The 17,441-nt window shown below is 53.9% G+C and carries 17 protein-coding genes; 8 read left to right on the top strand and 9 right to left on the bottom strand.

Annotation, left to right across the window (positions count from 1 at the left end; genetic code table 11):
* Positions 1-104: 104 nt before the first annotated feature.
* From ACQG11_RS20675 to ACQG11_RS20665, 3 genes are all read right to left on the bottom strand, one after another.
* On the bottom strand, positions 105-1,760 hold the full coding sequence (locus ACQG11_RS20675) for a glucan biosynthesis protein D (protein WP_426728736.1): 1,656 nt from the start codon (positions 1,758-1,760) through the stop codon (positions 105-107).
* 230 nt (positions 1,761-1,990) lie between these two features.
* The gene (locus tag ACQG11_RS20670; RefSeq protein ID WP_038416033.1) at positions 1,991-2,764 is read right to left on the bottom strand and encodes an ABC transporter substrate-binding protein; all 774 of its coding nucleotides are present in this window, start codon (positions 2,762-2,764) and stop codon (positions 1,991-1,993) included.
* A gap of 10 nt (positions 2,765-2,774) precedes the next feature.
* Positions 2,775-3,944 (bottom strand): pyridoxal phosphate-dependent aminotransferase, encoded by a 1,170-nt coding sequence (locus tag ACQG11_RS20665; RefSeq protein ID WP_022648077.1) that lies wholly within the window; start codon positions 3,942-3,944, stop codon positions 2,775-2,777.
* A 113-nt stretch (positions 3,945-4,057) separates the two neighbouring features.
* Between ACQG11_RS20665 and ACQG11_RS20660 the strand changes: the two genes are divergently transcribed.
* On the top strand, positions 4,058-4,900 hold the full coding sequence (locus ACQG11_RS20660) for a LysR family transcriptional regulator (protein WP_022648076.1): 843 nt from the start codon (positions 4,058-4,060) through the stop codon (positions 4,898-4,900).
* Here ACQG11_RS20660 and ACQG11_RS20655 read toward each other — a convergent pair.
* Positions 4,887-6,392 carry a carboxylesterase/lipase family protein gene (locus ACQG11_RS20655; RefSeq protein WP_426728735.1) on the bottom strand — a complete coding sequence of 502 codons (1,506 nt, stop codon included), beginning with the start codon at positions 6,390-6,392 and terminating at the stop codon, positions 4,887-4,889. The genes ACQG11_RS20660 and ACQG11_RS20655 overlap by 14 nt on opposite strands.
* Positions 6,393-6,434: 42 nt before the next feature.
* Entirely contained in the window at positions 6,435-7,778 is a 1,344-nt protein-coding gene (hglS, locus tag ACQG11_RS20650; protein WP_426728734.1) for a 2-oxoadipate dioxygenase/decarboxylase HglS, read from the bottom strand.
* A 227-nt stretch (positions 7,779-8,005) separates the two neighbouring features.
* Here hglS and ACQG11_RS20645 point away from each other — a divergent pair, with 227 nt between their 5' ends.
* Positions 8,006-8,929: a LysR substrate-binding domain-containing protein gene (locus ACQG11_RS20645; protein ID WP_022648073.1), complete on the top strand. Its 924-nt coding sequence runs from the start codon at positions 8,006-8,008 to the stop codon at positions 8,927-8,929.
* 41 nt (positions 8,930-8,970) lie between these two features.
* Here ACQG11_RS20645 and ACQG11_RS20640 read toward each other — a convergent pair whose 3' ends face one another.
* The 3 genes from ACQG11_RS20640 to ACQG11_RS20630 all read right to left on the bottom strand — a co-directional run bounded on the left by ACQG11_RS20640 (position 8,971) and on the right by ACQG11_RS20630 (position 12,245).
* Positions 8,971-10,659, bottom strand: coding sequence for a methyl-accepting chemotaxis protein (locus ACQG11_RS20640; protein ID WP_426728733.1), 1,689 nt, complete (start codon positions 10,657-10,659; stop codon positions 8,971-8,973).
* A 159-nt stretch (positions 10,660-10,818) separates the two neighbouring features.
* Complete coding sequence (locus tag ACQG11_RS20635) at positions 10,819-11,937, bottom strand: S-(hydroxymethyl)glutathione dehydrogenase/class III alcohol dehydrogenase (protein ID WP_426728732.1); 1,119 nt, start codon at positions 11,935-11,937, stop codon at positions 10,819-10,821.
* Between the two features lie 32 nt (positions 11,938-11,969).
* Positions 11,970-12,245, bottom strand: coding sequence for a metal/formaldehyde-sensitive transcriptional repressor (locus tag ACQG11_RS20630; protein WP_003857256.1), 276 nt, complete (start codon positions 12,243-12,245; stop codon positions 11,970-11,972).
* Between the two features lie 243 nt (positions 12,246-12,488).
* On the opposite strand from ACQG11_RS20630, the gene ACQG11_RS20625 reads away from it, so the two are divergent.
* From ACQG11_RS20625 to ACQG11_RS20605, 5 genes are all read left to right on the top strand, one after another.
* On the top strand, positions 12,489-13,094 hold the full coding sequence (locus tag ACQG11_RS20625; RefSeq protein WP_023300068.1) for a hypothetical protein: 606 nt from the start codon (positions 12,489-12,491) through the stop codon (positions 13,092-13,094).
* Between the two features lie 186 nt (positions 13,095-13,280).
* Positions 13,281-13,553, top strand: coding sequence for a DUF883 family protein (locus ACQG11_RS20620; RefSeq protein ID WP_003857263.1), 273 nt, complete (start codon positions 13,281-13,283; stop codon positions 13,551-13,553).
* 191 nt (positions 13,554-13,744) lie between these two features.
* Positions 13,745-13,984, top strand: a complete 240-nt coding sequence (gene ycgZ / locus ACQG11_RS20615) for a regulatory protein YcgZ (protein ID WP_003857265.1) — start codon at positions 13,745-13,747, stop codon at positions 13,982-13,984.
* A 112-nt stretch (positions 13,985-14,096) separates the two neighbouring features.
* Positions 14,097-14,396, top strand: coding sequence for a hypothetical protein (locus ACQG11_RS20610; RefSeq protein WP_023306164.1), 300 nt, complete (start codon positions 14,097-14,099; stop codon positions 14,394-14,396).
* Between the two features lie 23 nt (positions 14,397-14,419).
* Positions 14,420-14,698: a biofilm development regulator YmgB/AriR family protein gene (locus ACQG11_RS20605; RefSeq protein ID WP_075208094.1), complete on the top strand. Its 279-nt coding sequence runs from the start codon at positions 14,420-14,422 to the stop codon at positions 14,696-14,698.
* Between the two features lie 85 nt (positions 14,699-14,783).
* Here ACQG11_RS20605 and ACQG11_RS20600 read toward each other — a convergent pair whose 3' ends face one another.
* Complete coding sequence (locus ACQG11_RS20600) at positions 14,784-16,241, bottom strand: EAL domain-containing protein (RefSeq protein WP_426728731.1); 1,458 nt, start codon at positions 16,239-16,241, stop codon at positions 14,784-14,786.
* A gap of 286 nt (positions 16,242-16,527) precedes the next feature.
* On the opposite strand from ACQG11_RS20600, the gene ACQG11_RS20595 reads away from it, so the two are divergent.
* Positions 16,528-17,412, top strand: a complete 885-nt coding sequence (locus ACQG11_RS20595; protein ID WP_023300064.1) for a hypothetical protein — start codon at positions 16,528-16,530, stop codon at positions 17,410-17,412.
* Positions 17,413-17,441: the final 29 nt, after the last annotated feature.

The following is a 17,441-nucleotide window of genomic DNA, read 5'->3' as shown; positions in this document are numbered from 1 at the left end:
GTGCCTCTTAATTGCCGGGTGGCGCTAACGCTTACCCGGCCTACAAATGCGTCCGGATCAGGCCGGGTAAGGCGAAGCCGCCACCCGGCACAAACCCATAAGGACTAACGCATGATCCGGTCGTCAACGTAGTTACGTTTGTCCGGCGCGGGCGGGAAGTACTGATACAGCCAGGTCTCGCTGATGGCGTCGCCCTGACAGCGCAGGAACAGACGCATATCGACCGGCTCGGTGGAGTCAGAGGTTGGGTACCAGTCAAACAGAATGCGATACCCGTCGAACGGCTCGACGTAGAGGATCTCCACCTGCTTCGCTTCACCGCTGGACAGGGTGATCACCGGCTCAATGCCCTTCGGTGCGGCGGCCTTCAAATCGCCCCCGACGAAGTCGATGGCAAAGCGACGGGCCCACACTTTCGGGTAATTTTCACCCGGCGCCCAGCCCTCCGGGAAGCCGCCCATACCGGTACGGGTAGCGTAGACGTTTGCCAGCGGTGAACGCACCGGCGGCTGCGCGCTCCAGTAGAGACGGTATTTGAAGTCCAGTTCATCACCCGCCTGCACCGGTTTTTCCGGCTGCCAGAAGCAGACCACGTTATCGAGCGTCTCGCCGGTTGTCGGGATCTCCATCAGGGCGATGGATCCTTTACCCCAGTTGTTGCGCGGCTCGACCCACAGGCTTGGTCGCTTGTTATACCAGCCCATGACGTCCTGGTAATGGGAGAAATCACGGTCAAGCTGCAACAAACCAAAGCCTTTCGGGTTTTTATCCAGAAAAGCGTTAAATTGCAGCTTTTGCGGGTTGTTCAGCGGTCGGCAGATCCACTCTCCGTTACCGCGCCACATTGCCAGGCGGTCTGAATCGTGGATCTGCGGATGAATGGTGTCGCACATGCGGCGTTCGTTGTTGCCGCAGCTGAACATGCTGGTCATCGGCGCGATGCCGAGCTGCTTGATGTCTTTGCGCGCATAGAGATGGTTTTCGACGTCCATGATCACCTGGCTCTTCTCACAGTGGATCACAAACTTATAGGCACCGGTAATGCTAGGGCTGTCCAGCAGCGCATAGACGGTAAAGGTGGTATCGCCCGGCTTAACGGTTTCAAACCAGAAGGAGGTGAAATCCGGGAACTCTTCCGGGGTGTCAGTAAAGGTATCCACCGCCAGCCCGCGCGCGGAAAGGCCGTACTGGTAGGTATCATCCACTGCGCGGAAGTAACTCGCGCCCAGGAACGAAACGATATCGCGTCGCGCCAGCTCCGGCGCTTTAAAGACGCGGAATCCGGCGAAGCCGAGGTCGCTCTGCCCTTCAAGCTGGCGGGTATCCACGCCCGTATCGCCGTAGCTGAACAGCTCAGGCCGGAAGTGGATCTCACGCGCCTGAGAGGTGCTTTGATCCAGCGAGAACATGCGCACGCGGCGGCGGAATCCCATCCCCATATGGAAGAACTGGGCGTCCAGCTGGCGACCTTCAATGTTATTCCACAGCGACTGTTTCTCATCGTAACGGATGGCGTTGTACGCCTGCGGCGTCATGGTGGCCAGCGTTTCCGGCAGCGGACGCGGCGCACCGCCCCACGGGGTTTTCGCCAGATCGTGCGCCATGGATTGCAGAACAGAGAAGTCAAAGCGACGGCTCTGACCGTCGGCAATGTCGGAGTCAGCAGCATACGCCGCCTGGGAAAACAGAGAAGCAAGGCCAGAAGTGCCGCTCAGGGCAGCCATTGCCAGGGAACCTTTGAGAAAACGTCTGCGATTCATGCCTGAGAAAACGTCCTTATGGTCGTGTGAATGAGTTTCGCGCGCAGCGAAATGACGGCAAGAAAGAACGCACAGCCTAAACAAAAACGGTTAAGAATCCAATTGTTGGCGGGTGATTATCTGAACAAACCGAGAAATATTTTCTGTCGACCAGAACGGCCTGAAAAAGGGGTAAAGTTATGTATAAAAATGTCCCGGCTGGACATCGACAGCCGGGACCAACGAGGCGGTTATTTTACGCTGACATCGATACCCGGGAAGTACTTATCAGCCAGTTTAGCGATCGTGCCGTCGGCACGTACTTTATCAATTGCGGCATCAAGCTGCTTTTTGGTGGCCTCATCCCCCTTACGCAGCCCAAAGCCGATCCCACTGCCGAGGATGGTGTCGTCCGACACCGGTTTGCCGATAAAGCCAAACCCTTTACCCTGCGGCTTGCTGAGGAAACCTGCCTGCCCGGCCGCTGACATGACCAGCGAGGCATCGATGCGGCCATTCAGCAGATCTCCCCAGGCCATATTCTGATCTTTATAAGACACCACGGTGACACCGTGCTTTTCCCAGTGCTCTTTGGCGTAGGTTTCCTGAATTGAACCCTGGAGAACGCCGATGGTTTTGCCCTTCAGCCCTTCGGGGGTAGCCTCTACCGCAGAACCGGCTTTGCCCACCAGCTGGGAGGGAATGCGATAGATGGGCTGGGTGAAATCAATGCTTTTGCGACGCTGTTCGGTGATGTTCATCGCCGAGTTTATGGCGTCGAACTTCTTCGCTACCAGACCGGGGATCAGCGCATCAAACGAGGTTTCTACCCAGCTGCACTTCAGCGCGGCGGCTTTACAGATGGCATTTCCCAGTTCTACGTCAAATCCTTCCAGCTCCCCTGAGGCATTGCGGCTTTCAAACGGCGGATATTCCGCTTCCAGCCCGTATCGCAACTCGGTAGCAGCAAACGACGAGAATGAACACAGCAGTCCTATGCCGACAACTAACGCGCGTAATTTCATCTCAAATTCCTTAACGTGGTGTAACCCGACAAAGGGCCTGGGCACCTGCCCGTAACGTCGCCTCATCTTTCGCAAAAGAGAGACGGATCAGTTTATTGTCCGTGCCATCGGCATAAAACGCTGACAGCGGAATGGTGGCAACCCCGTACTCAACAATCAGCCTTTTCACCATCTCGCTGTCGCGCTCGTCGCTAAAGCCGCTGTAATCCGCAAGCAGGAAAAACGAACCGGCACTCGGAAGCAGCCTGAACGGTGAGTCGGCGAGCAAACTTTGCAGCAGATCGCGCTTGCGCTGATAAAACGCCGCCAGCGACAGCCAGGTTTGCGGATCGGTCATGTGTTCGGCAAACGCGTACTGCATCGGCGTATCGGCCGAGAACATTAAAAATTGATGGACCTTACATATTTCATCCATCAGCTCCGCGGGCGCCACACAATAACCCACGCGCCAGCCGGTGACGTGATAGGTTTTTCCGAAAGAAGAAATAATCACGCTGCGCTCCGCCAGTTGCGGGTGCGTCGCCATCCCGTGATGCGGTTCGCCATCAAAAACGACGTGCTCGTACACTTCGTCAGACAAAATGATGATGTCGGTGTGGCGCGTCAGCACTGCCAGCTGGTGCAGATCGGCGGCTGAAAATACCTGTCCGCTCGGGTTGTGCGGCGTATTGACGATGATCATCCGCGTGCGCGGGGTAATAGCCGCGCGTACTTCATCCCAATTCACGGCAAAATCCGGTACCGTCAGCTTAATAGCGATCGGCGTCGCCCCCTGCAGACGGACAATCGGCGCATAGCTGTCAAAGGAGGGCTCGAAATAGATCACCTCATCGCCAGGATGAACCAGCCCGCTGATGGCTGAGTAAAGCCCTTCGCTGGCGCTGGCAGTCACCAGTACCTCGCTCACCGGGTCATAGCGGGTGCCATAGAGCGTGGCAATTTTGTCCGCGATGCGCTCTCTGAGCGGTTGCAGCCCGGTCATGGAGGCATACTGGTTATGCCCTGACTCCATGGCGCGAGTGACGCCGGAGATAAGTTTTGGGTCGCAGGAAAAATTCGGCGCACCCTGAGAAAGGTTGATGGCGTTATGCCGGGCTGAAAGCTGGCCGATAACGGTAAAAATGGTGGTTCCTACATCGGGCAATTTGGAGCGGGTCTGCACCGGCGTTTTCAAAGTCATCCTCTGTCCCTTCTCGTGGTGAATGCATAACTATTCAAACAATAACTTAATTGCCGGGACAATCGAATTGTTGTCATAATAGCCATGACAAAAACGCATAGCTAAGGTGAGATATGTCGCGTCGTTCATTTCCGCTTAATGCCGTAGAGACGTTTATCGTGACCGCGCGTCACCTGAATCTTACCCATGCCGCGAAGGAGCTTTGTCTGACGCAGGGGGCGGTAAGCCGCAAAATTGCCTCGCTGGAAAGCTGGTTCGGCTTCCCGCTGTTCGAACGCCATGCTCGCGGCCTGCGTCTTTCTTCACAGGGAAGCGCCCTGCTGCCGGAACTGCAATCTGCGTTTGAGCACCTGCTTAACGTTGCTGAACAGGCGCGGACGCACCAGACCGTAATTCGTCTGAAAGCGCCTACCTGCGCGATGCGCTGGCTGGTACCGCGTCTGTTACAGGTCGAGCGCGAACAGCCGGAACTCCAGATTGCGCTGACCACTACCACCGATCACAACGTCAATTTCAAAACCGAATCCTATGACGCGGCGATTGTGTTTGGAACGCACATGAGCGCCGGCGATCTGCTGTTCGAAGAGGCCTTAACCCCGGTGATGAGCCCGCTGAGGGCCGGTTCTGCGCTGGAAACACTCACCTTCCTTCACCCCACGCGGGACAAAACGGACTGGACGCTGTGGCTGGCGAAACAGCCGCGTCCGGCGCCAGCTATGCTCAAAAATCAACACTTTGAAACCATGGATCTGGCCATTACCGCCGCCATTCAGGGGCTGGGCATCGCCATTGCGGATGAAACGCTGGTGGAGGAGGACGTGCGCGCCGGACGGCTGATGCGGCCTTATGATACGAGCATAAAGACGGGGGCGAGCTACCGGCTGGTGTTACGCGACGCACCCGACCCGGAGAACGGGCTGGATGCGTTTCGTGCCTGTCTGCTCAGTCGAGGCTGACGTGGTGTTTCATTACCCGTTTGAAGAGGCTCATACGGGCACGCATAAAACGGTTTTCAAGCCGAAAACCTGCATGTTTATTCACACCGATGCGCAACAACACGTCCCGCCCTTTCCGGCAGGCGGGCCAGCGCGTGGGCCCCACCAGGCTATCGCGTGCTCCCGCATCCCGGGCGAAGCTCACCCAGTAGTCCGCCACCTGAGCGGCGAAGGCCAGATCGCGTTCATTTACATACTGCCGCGAGGGTTCCACCTGCCCAAGGGTATCGAACACGTAGGGCACTTCGTTACCGTGCCAGGCGCCGTTGGTATACGTCGCGTGCTCCGCTTCGGCCACATAATCAAACCAGTATCGCCAGCACAGGCCGCCTGCCCGCTGCTGCGCCTGCATCACCACGTATCCCATGGTGGTAAAGGCCATGTCGCGGCAAACCTGCCTGCCGAGTTCCTCATCGCCCTTCACGCCCGGATAAAGCAGCTTGATCAGCCCCAGGCCAAAGCGCCGCTCGCGACGGAGCTTCTGGATCTGCCCGGCAAGATCGATCCCGAACACCGACATCACGCTGGCTTCGTCGCTGTTCGACCCAATCATCACCGGTACTGAATGCTGACGGGCAGCGAAAAAGACATCGAGCATGGCCTCAGGCAAAACGCAGTCACCCACGATGGGCGCAGGGGCGATATTCAGTGGCGAGGTCAGCGGCCAGAACGCCTCAGGCGGGATCGCGCGAAGCTGTTCCGCGGTGGCATTTTGCAGGCCAAAATGGGCAGCAATCGCTTCGCCTTTATGCATGGCCTGCTCGCGCGGGGTGTCGGGCAGCGTGTACCCGCTTTGCACAATGGCTTTATGGAACAGTCCTCCCGCAAGCGGAGAAGCCATCAGCGACAGCACGCTGCGCGCACCGGCCGACTCGCCAAATACGGTGATGTTCTCAGGATCGCCGCCGAACGCGACAATGTTATCGCGCACCCATTCCAGGGCCTGGATCTGATCGAGCAGCGCAAAGTTATGCACCACGCGTTCTTCTTCCCCCTCAAGCGCCGGATGGGCAAAAAAGCCGAGGTGGCCGAGACGGTAATTAATTGTCACCACCACCGTGCCGCGCTTCGCCAGCGCCCTGCCGTTATACGGAGGCAGACCGCCAGCGCCGAGGGTAAATCCTCCGCCGTGCAGCCAGACCATCACCGGAAGCGGATCGGCGCGTACGACTGGCGACCAGACGTTAAGGTACAGGCAGTCTTCAGAGAACTGGCCAGGATCGCCGCCGCCCAGCTCCTGACAGCTTTCGCTGCTCTGCCAGCTGGAGGCGGAGAACGCCGTCGCCGGACGCACGCCATCCCAGCGTGCAGGGGGGCGTGGGGAGCGCCAGCGCCACGGGCCAACCGGCGGTGCCGCATAAGGAATGCCACACCACACATGGGTATCGCCTTCAGTAGAACCAATTAGTGCGCCCTGGCGCGTTTCAACCACAGGGGCGGAGGGATTTTCCATACCAACCTTCTTTTTCCATCACACCCCTGCAGAGTAACGGTTTCAGAGCAAACCGCAACGCTGTTTGCTGCGCGCTTCCGCCTCCTCGTAAAGCGTAAACTCGTCGTACACCGCACAGCCGAGCGCGGCTTCGAAGGCATTGCGGCTGGCATTGCCGTGGCTGCGCGCCTGCGTTTCATTGCCAAGATTCGACTGGAAAATCCCCGCCGCGCTGACGGGCAGAAAATCCTCATAGGTGATCGGCTGCGCCACAACCCAGCCGCGTTCGATCAGCGGCTGCGGATCGTCGCCGGGACGAAACGCCTGGCGATGCGCCTCACCTGTCGGAGTCAGACGGTAGCGGAAATAAGCCAGCCCCTGACGGCGCAGGAACATTTCGCTGTCCGGGAAGGTGCTGAAGATCTCGCGCAGGTGAAGCTGATGGGTCAGGTTGTCTTTGCCGGTCCCGGCCTGATTTAACAGACGGTCGTACAGCTCGCGCCCTTTCGGCGTAAGGGCCACGCCCCGCTGCTCAATCTCACCGAAACGCGCGGTATGCGTACCCTTGTGTTCTCCCGCGAAAAGCACCGGCTCTTCCAGCGCCTTAAAGCTGGTCTGGCGCAGGAGGATCGGCACCTCGCGGCGCGGCGGGCCTTCAATCAGGATTTTCGGCTCAATGCCGTACTTCGGCATCAGCTCCTGTACCCGGTCGATATCCAGCGTGCGCGGCGTGAGATGGTTGATATGGCACCCCGGGAAACAGACCACATCGGCAATCAGGCGATGTTCGTTGCTAAGCGCCAGATAGGTTTCCTGATCGACCGTCGCATGGCGATGCCAGCGGAAGGTTTCTAAGGCTTCCTGCACAAATTCGCGCGCCTGTGCCTCGGTAAAGTGTCCCTGTACATCATGCAGGTCGATCAGGTCCAGGCAGCGCGGCGTAAAGATGTTGCGCCGGGAGAGGATCTCTGCCGCCCTTTCGCGCAGCGCAACGTTTTCAATCAGCTCCAGGCGCAGCAGCGAGGTAAAAATGCGAAACGGATTACGGCAGAGCGCCGCATCGTCAGTCGGACGAAACGCCGTCGAATGGACGGGCACGCCCGCCTGGGAGAGATCGTAGTAGCTGACCGGGTACATGCCCATAATGGCGAAGATCCGGCGCAGGGTGGAAAGCTCCTGCGCGGTGCCAACGCGGATCGCACCGTGACGTTCAACATTCAGGCGCGCCAGTTCGTCTGCATTTGCCAGTTGTTCATGTAAAAGTGGGTTATTTTCCAGAACCGCCAGGTTAACGTCCGCCACCAGTTCCAGCAAGGTGCCGTACTGCGGAACTTCCTGCTGGTACATCGCCGACATAGCCTGCGAAAAGTGTTCCCGAATATCATCAGCCGTGATGGTGTTCGCCATGATGTCATGCCTCCAGTGAATACTACCTGGAGTGTAGAGAAGCCCGTTCTTTTCGTTGGGAAGAATTTACAAATTGTGATCCAGGCAGACGAGTGGTCAAAGCATGGGCGTTTTCGAAAAACAGTTGTAACTCAAACAGATCAAATGTTAAAAATATTTTGCTATCAGGTTATCAAATTCAAACAACTTAACTTGTCACCCGCGTCGCTCTGTTTTTAACATCGCCTATGGAAAAAAATGGTCTGTTCAGTCAGCGCATACGCTTGCGCCATTTGCATACATTTGTGGCCGTCGCTCAACAGGGAACGCTGGGGCGAGCGGCTGAAACCCTTAACCTTAGTCAGCCTGCACTATCCAAAACGCTGAACGAACTGGAACAGCTTACCGGAACCCGTCTGTTCGACCGCGGCCGTCTGGGCGCTCAGCTTACGCTCGTAGGCGAACAGTTCCTGACGCATGCCGTTAAAGTTCTTGATGCCCTCAATACCGCCGGTCAGGCCTTAAACCGTAAAGAAGAGCAGGCCAGCGACATCGTGCGCGTGGGGGCACTGCCAACGGCGGCGCTGGGCATATTGCCTGCGGCGATCGGCCAGTTCCACCGCCAGCAAAAGCACGCCACGCTTCAGGTCGCGACCATGAATAACACCATGCTGCTGGCGGGCCTGAAGTCAGGGGAGCTCGATCTGGGCATTGGCCGGATGTCCGATCCGGAACTGATGAGCGGCCTGAATTACGAGCTGCTGTTCCTGGAATCACTGAAGCTGGTCGTGCGTCCGAATCATCCCCTGCTGCAGGATACCGTCACCTTAAGCCGCGTAATGGAGTGGCCGGTGGTAGTTTCCCCGAAAGGAACGGTTCCGCGTCAGAATGCGGAAGCGTTGCTGCAAATGCAGGGCTGCACGCTGCCTTCAGGGTGTATTGAAACGCTCTCGGCGTCTCTTTCGCGCCAGCTGACGGTGGATTATGACTACGTGTGGTTTGTGCCGTCCGGCGCGGTGAAGGACGACCTGCGACGCGGCGTGCTTACGGCGCTGCCGGTAACCTCGCCCGGCGCCGGTGAACCCATTGGGATCCTGACGCGGGTAGATGCCCCGCTCTCTGAAGGCGCCCAAACGCTGTTAAGCGCCATTCGTAAGTCAATGCCTCTCTGACCCTAAACGCAGAACCCGCCGCGAGGGCGGGTCTGTCTTACTCAGAACGTTTCCCAGTTATCACCTGAGACGGCCGCCGCCGGGGTTAAAGGCGCGGGTTTTGCTGCGGTTGCGGCAGCAGTCCTTCCTGCTCGTGCCCCATTGAGACGAAACGCGCCAACGGCTTCCGTCAGACGCGCGCCCTGCTCTTCCAGCGAGGCCGCCGCCGCAGAGGCTTCTTCCACCAGCGAGGCATTCTGCTGCGTCACCTTATCCATCTCGGAAATCGCCTGGCTCACCTGAACAATGCCGCGGCTCTGCTCATCAGACGCGGCCGCAATCTCCAGCATAATATCGGTGACGCGTTTAACCGCCTCGACGATCTCATTCATGGTATTGCCCGCCGCAACCACCTCCCCGGAACCCTGATCGATAAGCGACACCGATTCATTAATCAGGCTTTCAATCTCTTTCGCCGCGTTCGCGCTGCGGCTTGCCAGGGTGCGGACTTCACTCGCCACGACCGCAAAGCCGCGTCCTTGTTCACCCGCACGCGCCGCCTCGACCGCCGCATTGAGCGCGAGAATATTGGTCTGGAACGCGATGCTGTTAATCACGGCGGTAATTTCAGAGATCTTCTTCGAGCTGGTGGAAATATTACCCATGGTTTTCACCACGCCGGAGACCATCTGCCCCCCGCGGCTGGCCTTACCGGAGGCATCTTCTGCAAGTTTACTCGCATGATGCGCGTTATCGGCGTTTTGCTTCACCGTCGCGGTGAGCTGCTCCATGCTGGCCGCCGTCTGTTCGATGGCCGCCGCCTGCTGTTCGGTTCGGGATGAGAGATCGGTATTACCCGCGGAGATCTCGCTGGTTCCCCGGTAGATCTCCTCCGCCCCCTGCCGCACCGTGCCCACGGTTGTCACCAGCGCGTGCTGCATTGTTTGCAGATCGCGCGTCAGGCGGCCAATTTCGCTGCGCCCGGTCGGTTCGTCCGGCATGGTCAAATCGCCTTTTGCGATATTTTCGATACGCGTAGCGGCTCGCTGAAGCGGGTTTATCACCGTACGGCGCAGCACCACAAAGGTGATCACCGCCAGCGCCAGCGCCAGGCCAAACGCGCCGAACATAAACATCAGCCCCAGCCGGGTGCGGGTGTGAGCCTGCGCCGTCAGTGCGTTCGCGCGTTCGGTGCGGATTTTTATCGCCTTCAGCAACACCGCGTTATAGGCATCGTCCAGCGGACGCGCGGTCTCATTTTCATGGTTGATAATGGCTTCAAACATGCCGTTTTTGGCATATTTCAGCATCGGCTGCATACCGGCGATGTAGGCGTCATAGCGGGCTTTCAGATCGCCATCCAGCGCTTCATCAGCCTGAGTGCGAACGGTGCGCTTCATATAGGCGGCAAATCCATCCTGCGACTGCCTGATGCGGGTCTCAGCCTCAGCGATGTTTTGCTTCATCGCCTCCATCTCCGCGATGCGGCTCGCCGCCCCCGCGTGGATCATGTTGATACGGGCGGTGCGTAAATGGTTGGAACTGTTTGACAGACCGGTGCGCACCTGGATTTCTGCTGTGACATCCTGCTGATCGTTATCGGCCTGGAGCAGGAAATAGCCTGCCAGACACGAGCTCAAGGCAAACAGGAGAATAATGCCACCGAGAATGGAGGAAAACAGCGGAACCAGCCGGATGTGATGCAAGAAACTCAGCTTGTGCTGCGCCTGCATCGATGTTGTGTTGTCCATGACCGTCGACTCTCTTATAGGTAAGATGCGTAAAAACACGCCTGTAAAAGAGTCATCGGCACAGCGGGGAATTAGATTACGCCTAAAAGCGCCAGACAGGTCACACTTTAGAGAAGATCAGGGAAGAAATGCCAGCGGGAAAAACCGCTGGCAGAATAATCAGTTGTCGCCGAAATGGATGACGGTACGAATGGATTTTCCTTCGTGCATCAGATCGAAGGCTTCGTTGATCTGCTCCAGCGGCAGGCGGTGCGTAATGAACGGGTCGAGCTGAATTTTGCCGACAATCGCATCTTCAACCATGCCCGGCAGCTGTGTACGGCCTTTCACGCCGCCAAATGCCGACCCGCGCCATACGCGCCCTGTCACCAGCTGGAAGGGACGGGTTTTAATCTCCTGACCCGCGCCGGCCACACCGATAATGATGCTCTCACCCCAGCCTTTGTGGCAGCACTCCAGCGCTGAGCGCATCACATTGACGTTGCCGATACATTCGAAGCTGAAGTCCACGCCGCCGTCGGTCAGCTCAACGATCACGTCCTGAACCGGTTTGTCGTAGTCTTTCGGGTTGATGAAGTCGGTCGCACCCATCTCACCTGCGAGCTTAAATTTCTCCGGGTTGGTATCCACAGCAATGATACGCCCAGCTTTCGCCTGTACCGCGCCCTGGATGACCGCCAGACCGATCCCGCCCAGGCCGAACACCGCCACGGTGTCACCCTCTTTCACTTTCGCCGTGTTATGCACCGCGCCGATACCGGTGGTGACACCGCAGCCGAGCAGACAGACTTTATCCAGCGGGGCCTGCGGATTCACTTTCGCCAGTGAGATCTCGGCGCACACCGTGTATTCGCTGAAGGTGCTGGTCCCCATGTAGTGATAGATTGGCTCGCCGTTATAGGAGAAGCGGGTTGTGCCGTCCGGCATAAGACCCTTGCCCTGCGTGGCGCGCACGGCCTGACAGAGGTTAGTTTTGCCGGATTTGCAGAACTTACACTCGCCGCACTCTGCGGTGTAGAGCGGGATCACATGGTCGCCGGGCTTCAGGCTGGTAACGCCTTCACCCACTTCCACCACCACACCGCCCCCTTCGTGGCCGAGCACCGCCGGGAATACGCCTTCCGGATCGTCACCGGAGAGGGTAAACGCATCGGTATGGCAGACGCCGGTGTGAGTAATTTTGATCAGCACTTCGCCTTTCTTCGGCGGAGCAACATCAATTTCAACGATTTTCAGCGGCTGGCCTGGGCCGAACGCGACAGCTGCGCGAGATTTCATGATGTCTTTCCCTTGTTGTGAGGTGTGTGGGTTTATTTTAGATAAGAGCGCAGCAAATGGCCGACTTCCGCCATCCGCACTGCCCGCTGATCCGGGGTGGTCTCCCCCGTCACCAGCTCATCTTTGAGGTGAATTTCAACCATTTCACCCATCAGGCCATTGGCAGCACCGCGCACGGCGGCAATTTGCTGCAGAATGGCGAGACAGGGATCGCCCGACTCCAGGGCGCGTTCAAGGGCATCAACCTGGCCTCGAATGCGGCGGACGCGGGTCAGAATACGTTTTTTATCTTCGGGTGAATGCGGCATACGCCCTCCTGATACTATAGGGGGGTATGGTACCTCGTATGTTATTGCCCTGTAAACCACAAGAAAGAGACGCTGCAATGAGCACATCGCAGGCAAGGAACAAAAGATATTTAGGGTTTATTCTGGCCGCTACGAATCCTATTTAGCTCGTAATGTTAAAATTCAGCACTTATATGGCACGATGTGAACAGAAATAACATTCTCGTCACCTAACATACTGCTACAAACAAAATGGTGGTGTTAATGATTGTACTAAAGAGCTTTTTATTCTTTGTTGGCGCGGCGGTCGCATGCGCGCTTATTATACTTTGTCTTTGGGTTGATATGCGGTTTGTCGGCCATGATATTCCGGAATTATCACTGACCGAAATCATGCAGGAAACGGTATTAGCGACTATCGTGTTTCTCCATTTTCGTCTGGCGAAAATGGATGAATCCATGCGTTACTGTAATATACTGGTTGGCGGTTTTTTCCTGACGATGTTAATTCGTGAACTGGACGCGCTTTTTGACCTCATTTCTCATGGGAGTTGGGTGTGGTTCGCGCTGATTACCGCTCTGCTGGCTATAATTCGCCCCGTTATGCATTTTCGCACTACCCTGGAACAGCTGGCAAAATACACGCAATCCCCCTGGTACGGTATTCTGTTGAGCGGCCTGCTGGCTGTACTGGTCTTCTCCCGTCTCTTTGGAATGCAAGTGCTGTGGCACGCCATTCTGGAGCATGGCTATATGCGTGTCGTGAAAAACGCCGTGGAGGAAGGTTCGGAATCGTTCGGCTATATGCTGTGCCTGGCCGCATCCCTTGGCTATTACATTACCTTTCGCGCTAACGCACGAGAGAAATAGTCTCTTCCCGCTACGTAGACAGAGACGGCGAGGGAAATATTTATCCACTCCATCCTTAGGGCGTTATGGTGGACATGTAAGAAAGACATATCCTAAAAAGAGGTAATCAGGCGTCGATTTTAGCGAATTCTCTCTCACTCTTGCCATCAGCGTCTATCCTTAGACTATCAACAAAAGGAGGCTGGAATGTCTGATTTCGACACTGATAAAAATGCACAATACGCTGGCGATAAAGCCAAAAACAAACTTGATGAATTATCCGGCTCTGCGCAGCAGCAGTTTGGTGAATTCGTTGATTCCCCTAAACATCAGGTGAAAGGTGCAGCGAAAAAATATGCTGCCCAGGCCAGTGATGCCGTCTCGGATGTTACTGAAGCCGTCAGAAATAACCCGTTAACGGGCTTAATCGCTGCGGGTGCGGTAGGCATCGTTCTGGGACTTCTGCTGGGACGGAAATAATTTCAGGCCCTCCGGGGCCTTTTCTTTTCCCCACGTTTTTCTCCCTCTCTTCCCCCCTAATTTTGATAGTTCTTCTGACAAATCCCCGAACTGCACGAAAAACTTGTACAATTTAGATGTACAGATTTGACCGGATAGTATAAATTCGATGCCAGTGATGTTACAAAATTGTTTGTCAACGGTGGAAAATTATGCGTCGCAACCATGCTCCCTCTACAGCAGAAAGCGCTATAACCTTGTATTTTAACAAGGATAATGTCCCAACACAGCAGGAAACCCTTGGTGCCATCGTCAGTGAGATCATCAAAGAAAATGTACAACTGAGCAGAATGACAATTTGTACAAAGCTGTTGCGCAGAATTGAAGAATCAACGTCTGACGTTGAGAAAGCGCACTATAACGGTTTGATAGCCCTCTTCTTCGAGCGTTAACCTGAACACTGTTTTTAACTTACTAAGTTAGTCATGCTGAGTGAGAATAGAGCATCTGGATGCGATGACTAACCCCATGCTACAGCCGCGTGTAGCAGAGTGAGATTAAGCTATGCATAGAACTAAATTTGAACGACTTAAGGATGACCTTATCGGTGAGGCCGTATTATCCATACTGAAAGAGAACGGACCTATTACCTTTGCGTCTCTTGCTAATCGCCTGCTGGCGATGGCTAACGTTGAATCAAATGATGAGCGTAAAAATGCATTGATTGCCGCTGAAGATGAAGTGCGCCAGCGTGTAACCGGCGTATCGCACGACCGGGGAAGAGTGATGGGCGATTATGAAATTGGCCGCATGCGCTCTCTCTTTACTCACAACACGCTTCTGAGCCCAAATAAGAAACACTAATTTTAACCGAGACGGTGACCACCATGAGTAAAGCGACTATGCACCAGACGTATAATTTTGAAGCCCTGCACGATAAAGGACTGGCGGAACACTTTCTTAATGCTGGAAAGCATCTCAGTGGAGAAGTTGAAGTGTTAGGCTCGGCAATACGCTGTATTATGCTGACCGGTGACAACCTTTCGAATAAAGAGATCATCCTGCAACTGATTCACGCCCTTGAAATTACCGAGGAGCCTGAAGCCTGCGATGTCATTCGCAACACACTTGAAATTGTTGTCGGCTTTACGCGTGATGATATCTGAGAATACACTATTGCGACGGTGAGTGAGTGTTTTTTACTGGTGGTCGAATACTGTAGTCTGTCGTACCACCAGCATAGTGAAGCCGTTAACTAAATAGCCGTACCATTCGATCCAACTCTTCTTCTTTAACCGCGCGGGAAAGATAATAACCCTGGAATCGCTTAACCCCTAACGCGACAAGTTTTTCAAATTTTTCTTCGCTATCGACGCCTTCCGCAACGCATTCGGTCCCCGTCATGTCGCTGTAAACCTGTATCGCTTTAATAATGCTATAGTCTTTGTCGTTAGCCACAAAGTGCTCAACAATATCGCGATCAAGCTTTAGTCCATCAACATTAATCAGTCTGATGGGCAGCATAGCATGATATTTTGAAAAACAGTCATCCAGAAAAAGCCGACATCCCTCGGCGCGTAAACGCTGGAGTGTTTCGGGAATATTTTTATCCTTTGTTACGTCAATCGTTTCAGCTAGTTCAAAGACCAGTTTCCCGGCCCACTGCGGTTTGAGTAACATTTCGACCGCCTTTTTGGCCATCCCCGGCAGCGCGTTCCCCGAAGCAAGTTGAGGAGGAATGTTAACTGAAAAATAATATTTCCCATTGTATTTATTGATACCTGATACGGCCGCATGGATGACTAACGCCGTTAGCTTGAGCCATATTTCACTATTTTTTATCCCTCCCAGAAAATAGGCTGGCTTCAGGATCTCACCTTTTTTATGCCAGCGCAGCAGGATTTCAAATCCAACTCCTTTTTTATCACTATCAGTGATAATTTGATAAGCCGCAAAGATTTCCCGTTTATGTAACGCTTGTAATATATCTATTTCCGTTTCCGAAAACACTTTTGTTTTATTTTTTACTGCACAAACCTCATCTCTGAAAACGCGAGAGTCGTTAAACCATACTCTGATAATATATAATTTACCCAAACCCACCTTGCGATGGGTATAAATAGTTTTATCTGACAACCCTAACCTCTTACTCTGCTCTTTTATGGAAATACCCCGATAGAAATTCAGTAGCACGGTTAACTCGCGATGTGTTAACCCATGCAAATTTTCTTTACCCTCCTTGTCCGGTACGTTACGCAACAAGCGTGAAGGGCCAGCACGCTCATCTGTCTCATTTTTTACAAAGCCCATTATTTCTGTAATATTCTCTACCCTGATCGTGGAAAGCTTTTTTGTATTATTAACGAGACTTCTCAACGTTGCATTAAGCCATCGCTCAGGTAGTGCACCATACAGGGTGACCCTGCAAATCACTGGCAGTGCATTCAGAACGGATACCAAGCGCTTCAGGCTTTCAAGAAAAGTAGCAACGTCACGACCAAGGAAAACCGAAACCTCGGGCGATTGATTTTCCATCATTTTTTCAACGTCAACGGAACATATTTCATCCTCTTCAAAATGGAGTCGCGTGGCGTGTACGCCTCGAGATTTCAGAAGCAGGCTATACCCTTCAAAGGTGAAACCGCAGGCTGAAATAACAAACCGTTGCTTGTAGCAAGTACCTTGCACAGAGGGTAAATTTTGAGACATAACCTGCTCCTGAGAATACAAACATCATTCCCATATGTAATTAAAGCCAATATTCCTTGTCGCATTGAATAATTTTACCGCACCCCATTTGGTTAATAAACCGTTATCAATGTTATGCACATGAACATCTTTGCGTTAATCAACCGACTCATCCATATGCAGCATAAATATCATTTTCTTTTCATATAACAACAGTAACCAGGACTTTCTCAAGGTATAATGAAAATTCCGAAAAAGAAGTCCGGACACTTCTTCTCATCGGCTCAGACAAAAAAGAGAAAATGCTATGGATAATCACATCTCATCCAGAGCTTTGCTACATCGACGGGATGTCATTAAAAACAACCCGCGATTTAGTGAAGCTATAATAGAACACTACAGAATCAATGACGCCATTTATAAAAAACAACCCCTGTTCTACAAAACGATGCTTCAGGAATCACGGTTCAATATAATACTCTCAATATGTTGTTTTGTTTTTGGCAATCAGGCTGAGTCGGTCTCGGAGATTAAGGCACTGTGCTCACGCTATAATATCGCCAGCCCTAACAGCGTTATTGCGATCATCACCATACTTAAAACCACCGGGCGAATTAAGACCTGGCGCTGTACCGAAGATCGGCGAAAAACAAAAATCGCGCCTACGGAAAAAGGACTGGATGAGCTTAAACGCTATATGTCCGGGGCGTTCACGCCTGTTAGCATTCTTTATCCGACATTCAACATTAATGTTAATCTTCTGGACAATGACACACTCAGGCACAACTTTTTCCGGCGCGCCGCAGAATACCTTTTCCGCGGATTAACATTCAGTAAAGTACTTCCGGAGGTGGGTTTATTTATTGATAAGGATGGTGGCCGGATGATTATGCTCTATCTCTATTTGCAGGCCATTAAAAACAAAACAGCATACGGTGCCATAATAGCGTATTCAGCCAGCACACTTGCAAAAGAATTTTTCGTCTCGCGTATTCACGTCAACCGCATTATCAAATCGGCACAGGAGGCTGGTTATCTTAAAGATCGCGGCGATGGCCGGATGTCCATTTACCCGGCATTTATCGAACTTGTCGAAAATTATGCCGGTTTATATTTTGCCTATGTCACACATTACATCAATGTGGTGCCAAAAGAACGACGCCATGCTGTCAACATGACGTCTACACTCTGATCTGACGGGCGTTCGGCTTGCTGAACGCC

Origin of the sequence: Enterobacter cloacae complex sp. 372C4, assembly GCF_050030615.1 — a bacterium.
GTDB lineage: Bacteria > Pseudomonadota > Gammaproteobacteria > Enterobacterales > Enterobacteriaceae > Enterobacter > Enterobacter intestinihominis.
This window is presented reverse-complemented; position numbering and strand designations above follow the sequence as displayed.

Excerpts from the sequence above, each read along its gene's own strand:
- ACQG11_RS20675 (WP_426728736.1), bottom strand. The coding sequence starts at position 1,760 with ATGAATCGCAGACGTTTTCTCAAAGGTTCCCTGGCAATGGCTGCCCTG.
- ACQG11_RS20670 (WP_038416033.1), bottom strand. The coding sequence starts at position 2,764 with ATGAAATTACGCGCGTTAGTTGTCGGCATAGGACTGCTGTGTTCATTC.
- ACQG11_RS20655 (WP_426728735.1), bottom strand. The coding sequence starts at position 6,392 with ATGGAAAATCCCTCCGCCCCTGTGGTTGAAACGCGCCAGGGCGCACTA.
- ACQG11_RS20595 (WP_023300064.1), top strand. The coding sequence starts at position 16,528 with ATGGATAATCACATCTCATCCAGAGCTTTGCTACATCGACGGGATGTC.
- ACQG11_RS20635 (WP_426728732.1), bottom strand. The coding sequence starts at position 11,937 with ATGAAATCTCGCGCAGCTGTCGCGTTCGGCCCAGGCCAGCCGCTGAAA.
- ACQG11_RS20605 (WP_075208094.1), top strand. The coding sequence starts at position 14,420 with ATGAGTAAAGCGACTATGCACCAGACGTATAATTTTGAAGCCCTGCAC.
- ACQG11_RS20610 (WP_023306164.1), top strand. The coding sequence starts at position 14,097 with ATGCATAGAACTAAATTTGAACGACTTAAGGATGACCTTATCGGTGAG.
- ACQG11_RS20640 (WP_426728733.1), bottom strand. The coding sequence starts at position 10,659 with ATGGACAACACAACATCGATGCAGGCGCAGCACAAGCTGAGTTTCTTG.
- hglS (WP_426728734.1), bottom strand. The coding sequence starts at position 7,778 with ATGGCGAACACCATCACGGCTGATGATATTCGGGAACACTTTTCGCAG.
- ACQG11_RS20620 (WP_003857263.1), top strand. The coding sequence starts at position 13,281 with ATGTCTGATTTCGACACTGATAAAAATGCACAATACGCTGGCGATAAA.
- ACQG11_RS20665 (WP_022648077.1), bottom strand. The coding sequence starts at position 3,944 with ATGACTTTGAAAACGCCGGTGCAGACCCGCTCCAAATTGCCCGATGTA.
- ACQG11_RS20600 (WP_426728731.1), bottom strand. The coding sequence starts at position 16,241 with ATGTCTCAAAATTTACCCTCTGTGCAAGGTACTTGCTACAAGCAACGG.
- ACQG11_RS20660 (WP_022648076.1), top strand. The coding sequence starts at position 4,058 with ATGTCGCGTCGTTCATTTCCGCTTAATGCCGTAGAGACGTTTATCGTG.
- ACQG11_RS20625 (WP_023300068.1), top strand. The coding sequence starts at position 12,489 with ATGATTGTACTAAAGAGCTTTTTATTCTTTGTTGGCGCGGCGGTCGCA.
- ACQG11_RS20645 (WP_022648073.1), top strand. The coding sequence starts at position 8,006 with ATGGAAAAAAATGGTCTGTTCAGTCAGCGCATACGCTTGCGCCATTTG.
- ycgZ (WP_003857265.1), top strand. The coding sequence starts at position 13,745 with ATGCGTCGCAACCATGCTCCCTCTACAGCAGAAAGCGCTATAACCTTG.
- ACQG11_RS20630 (WP_003857256.1), bottom strand. The coding sequence starts at position 12,245 with ATGCCGCATTCACCCGAAGATAAAAAACGTATTCTGACCCGCGTCCGC.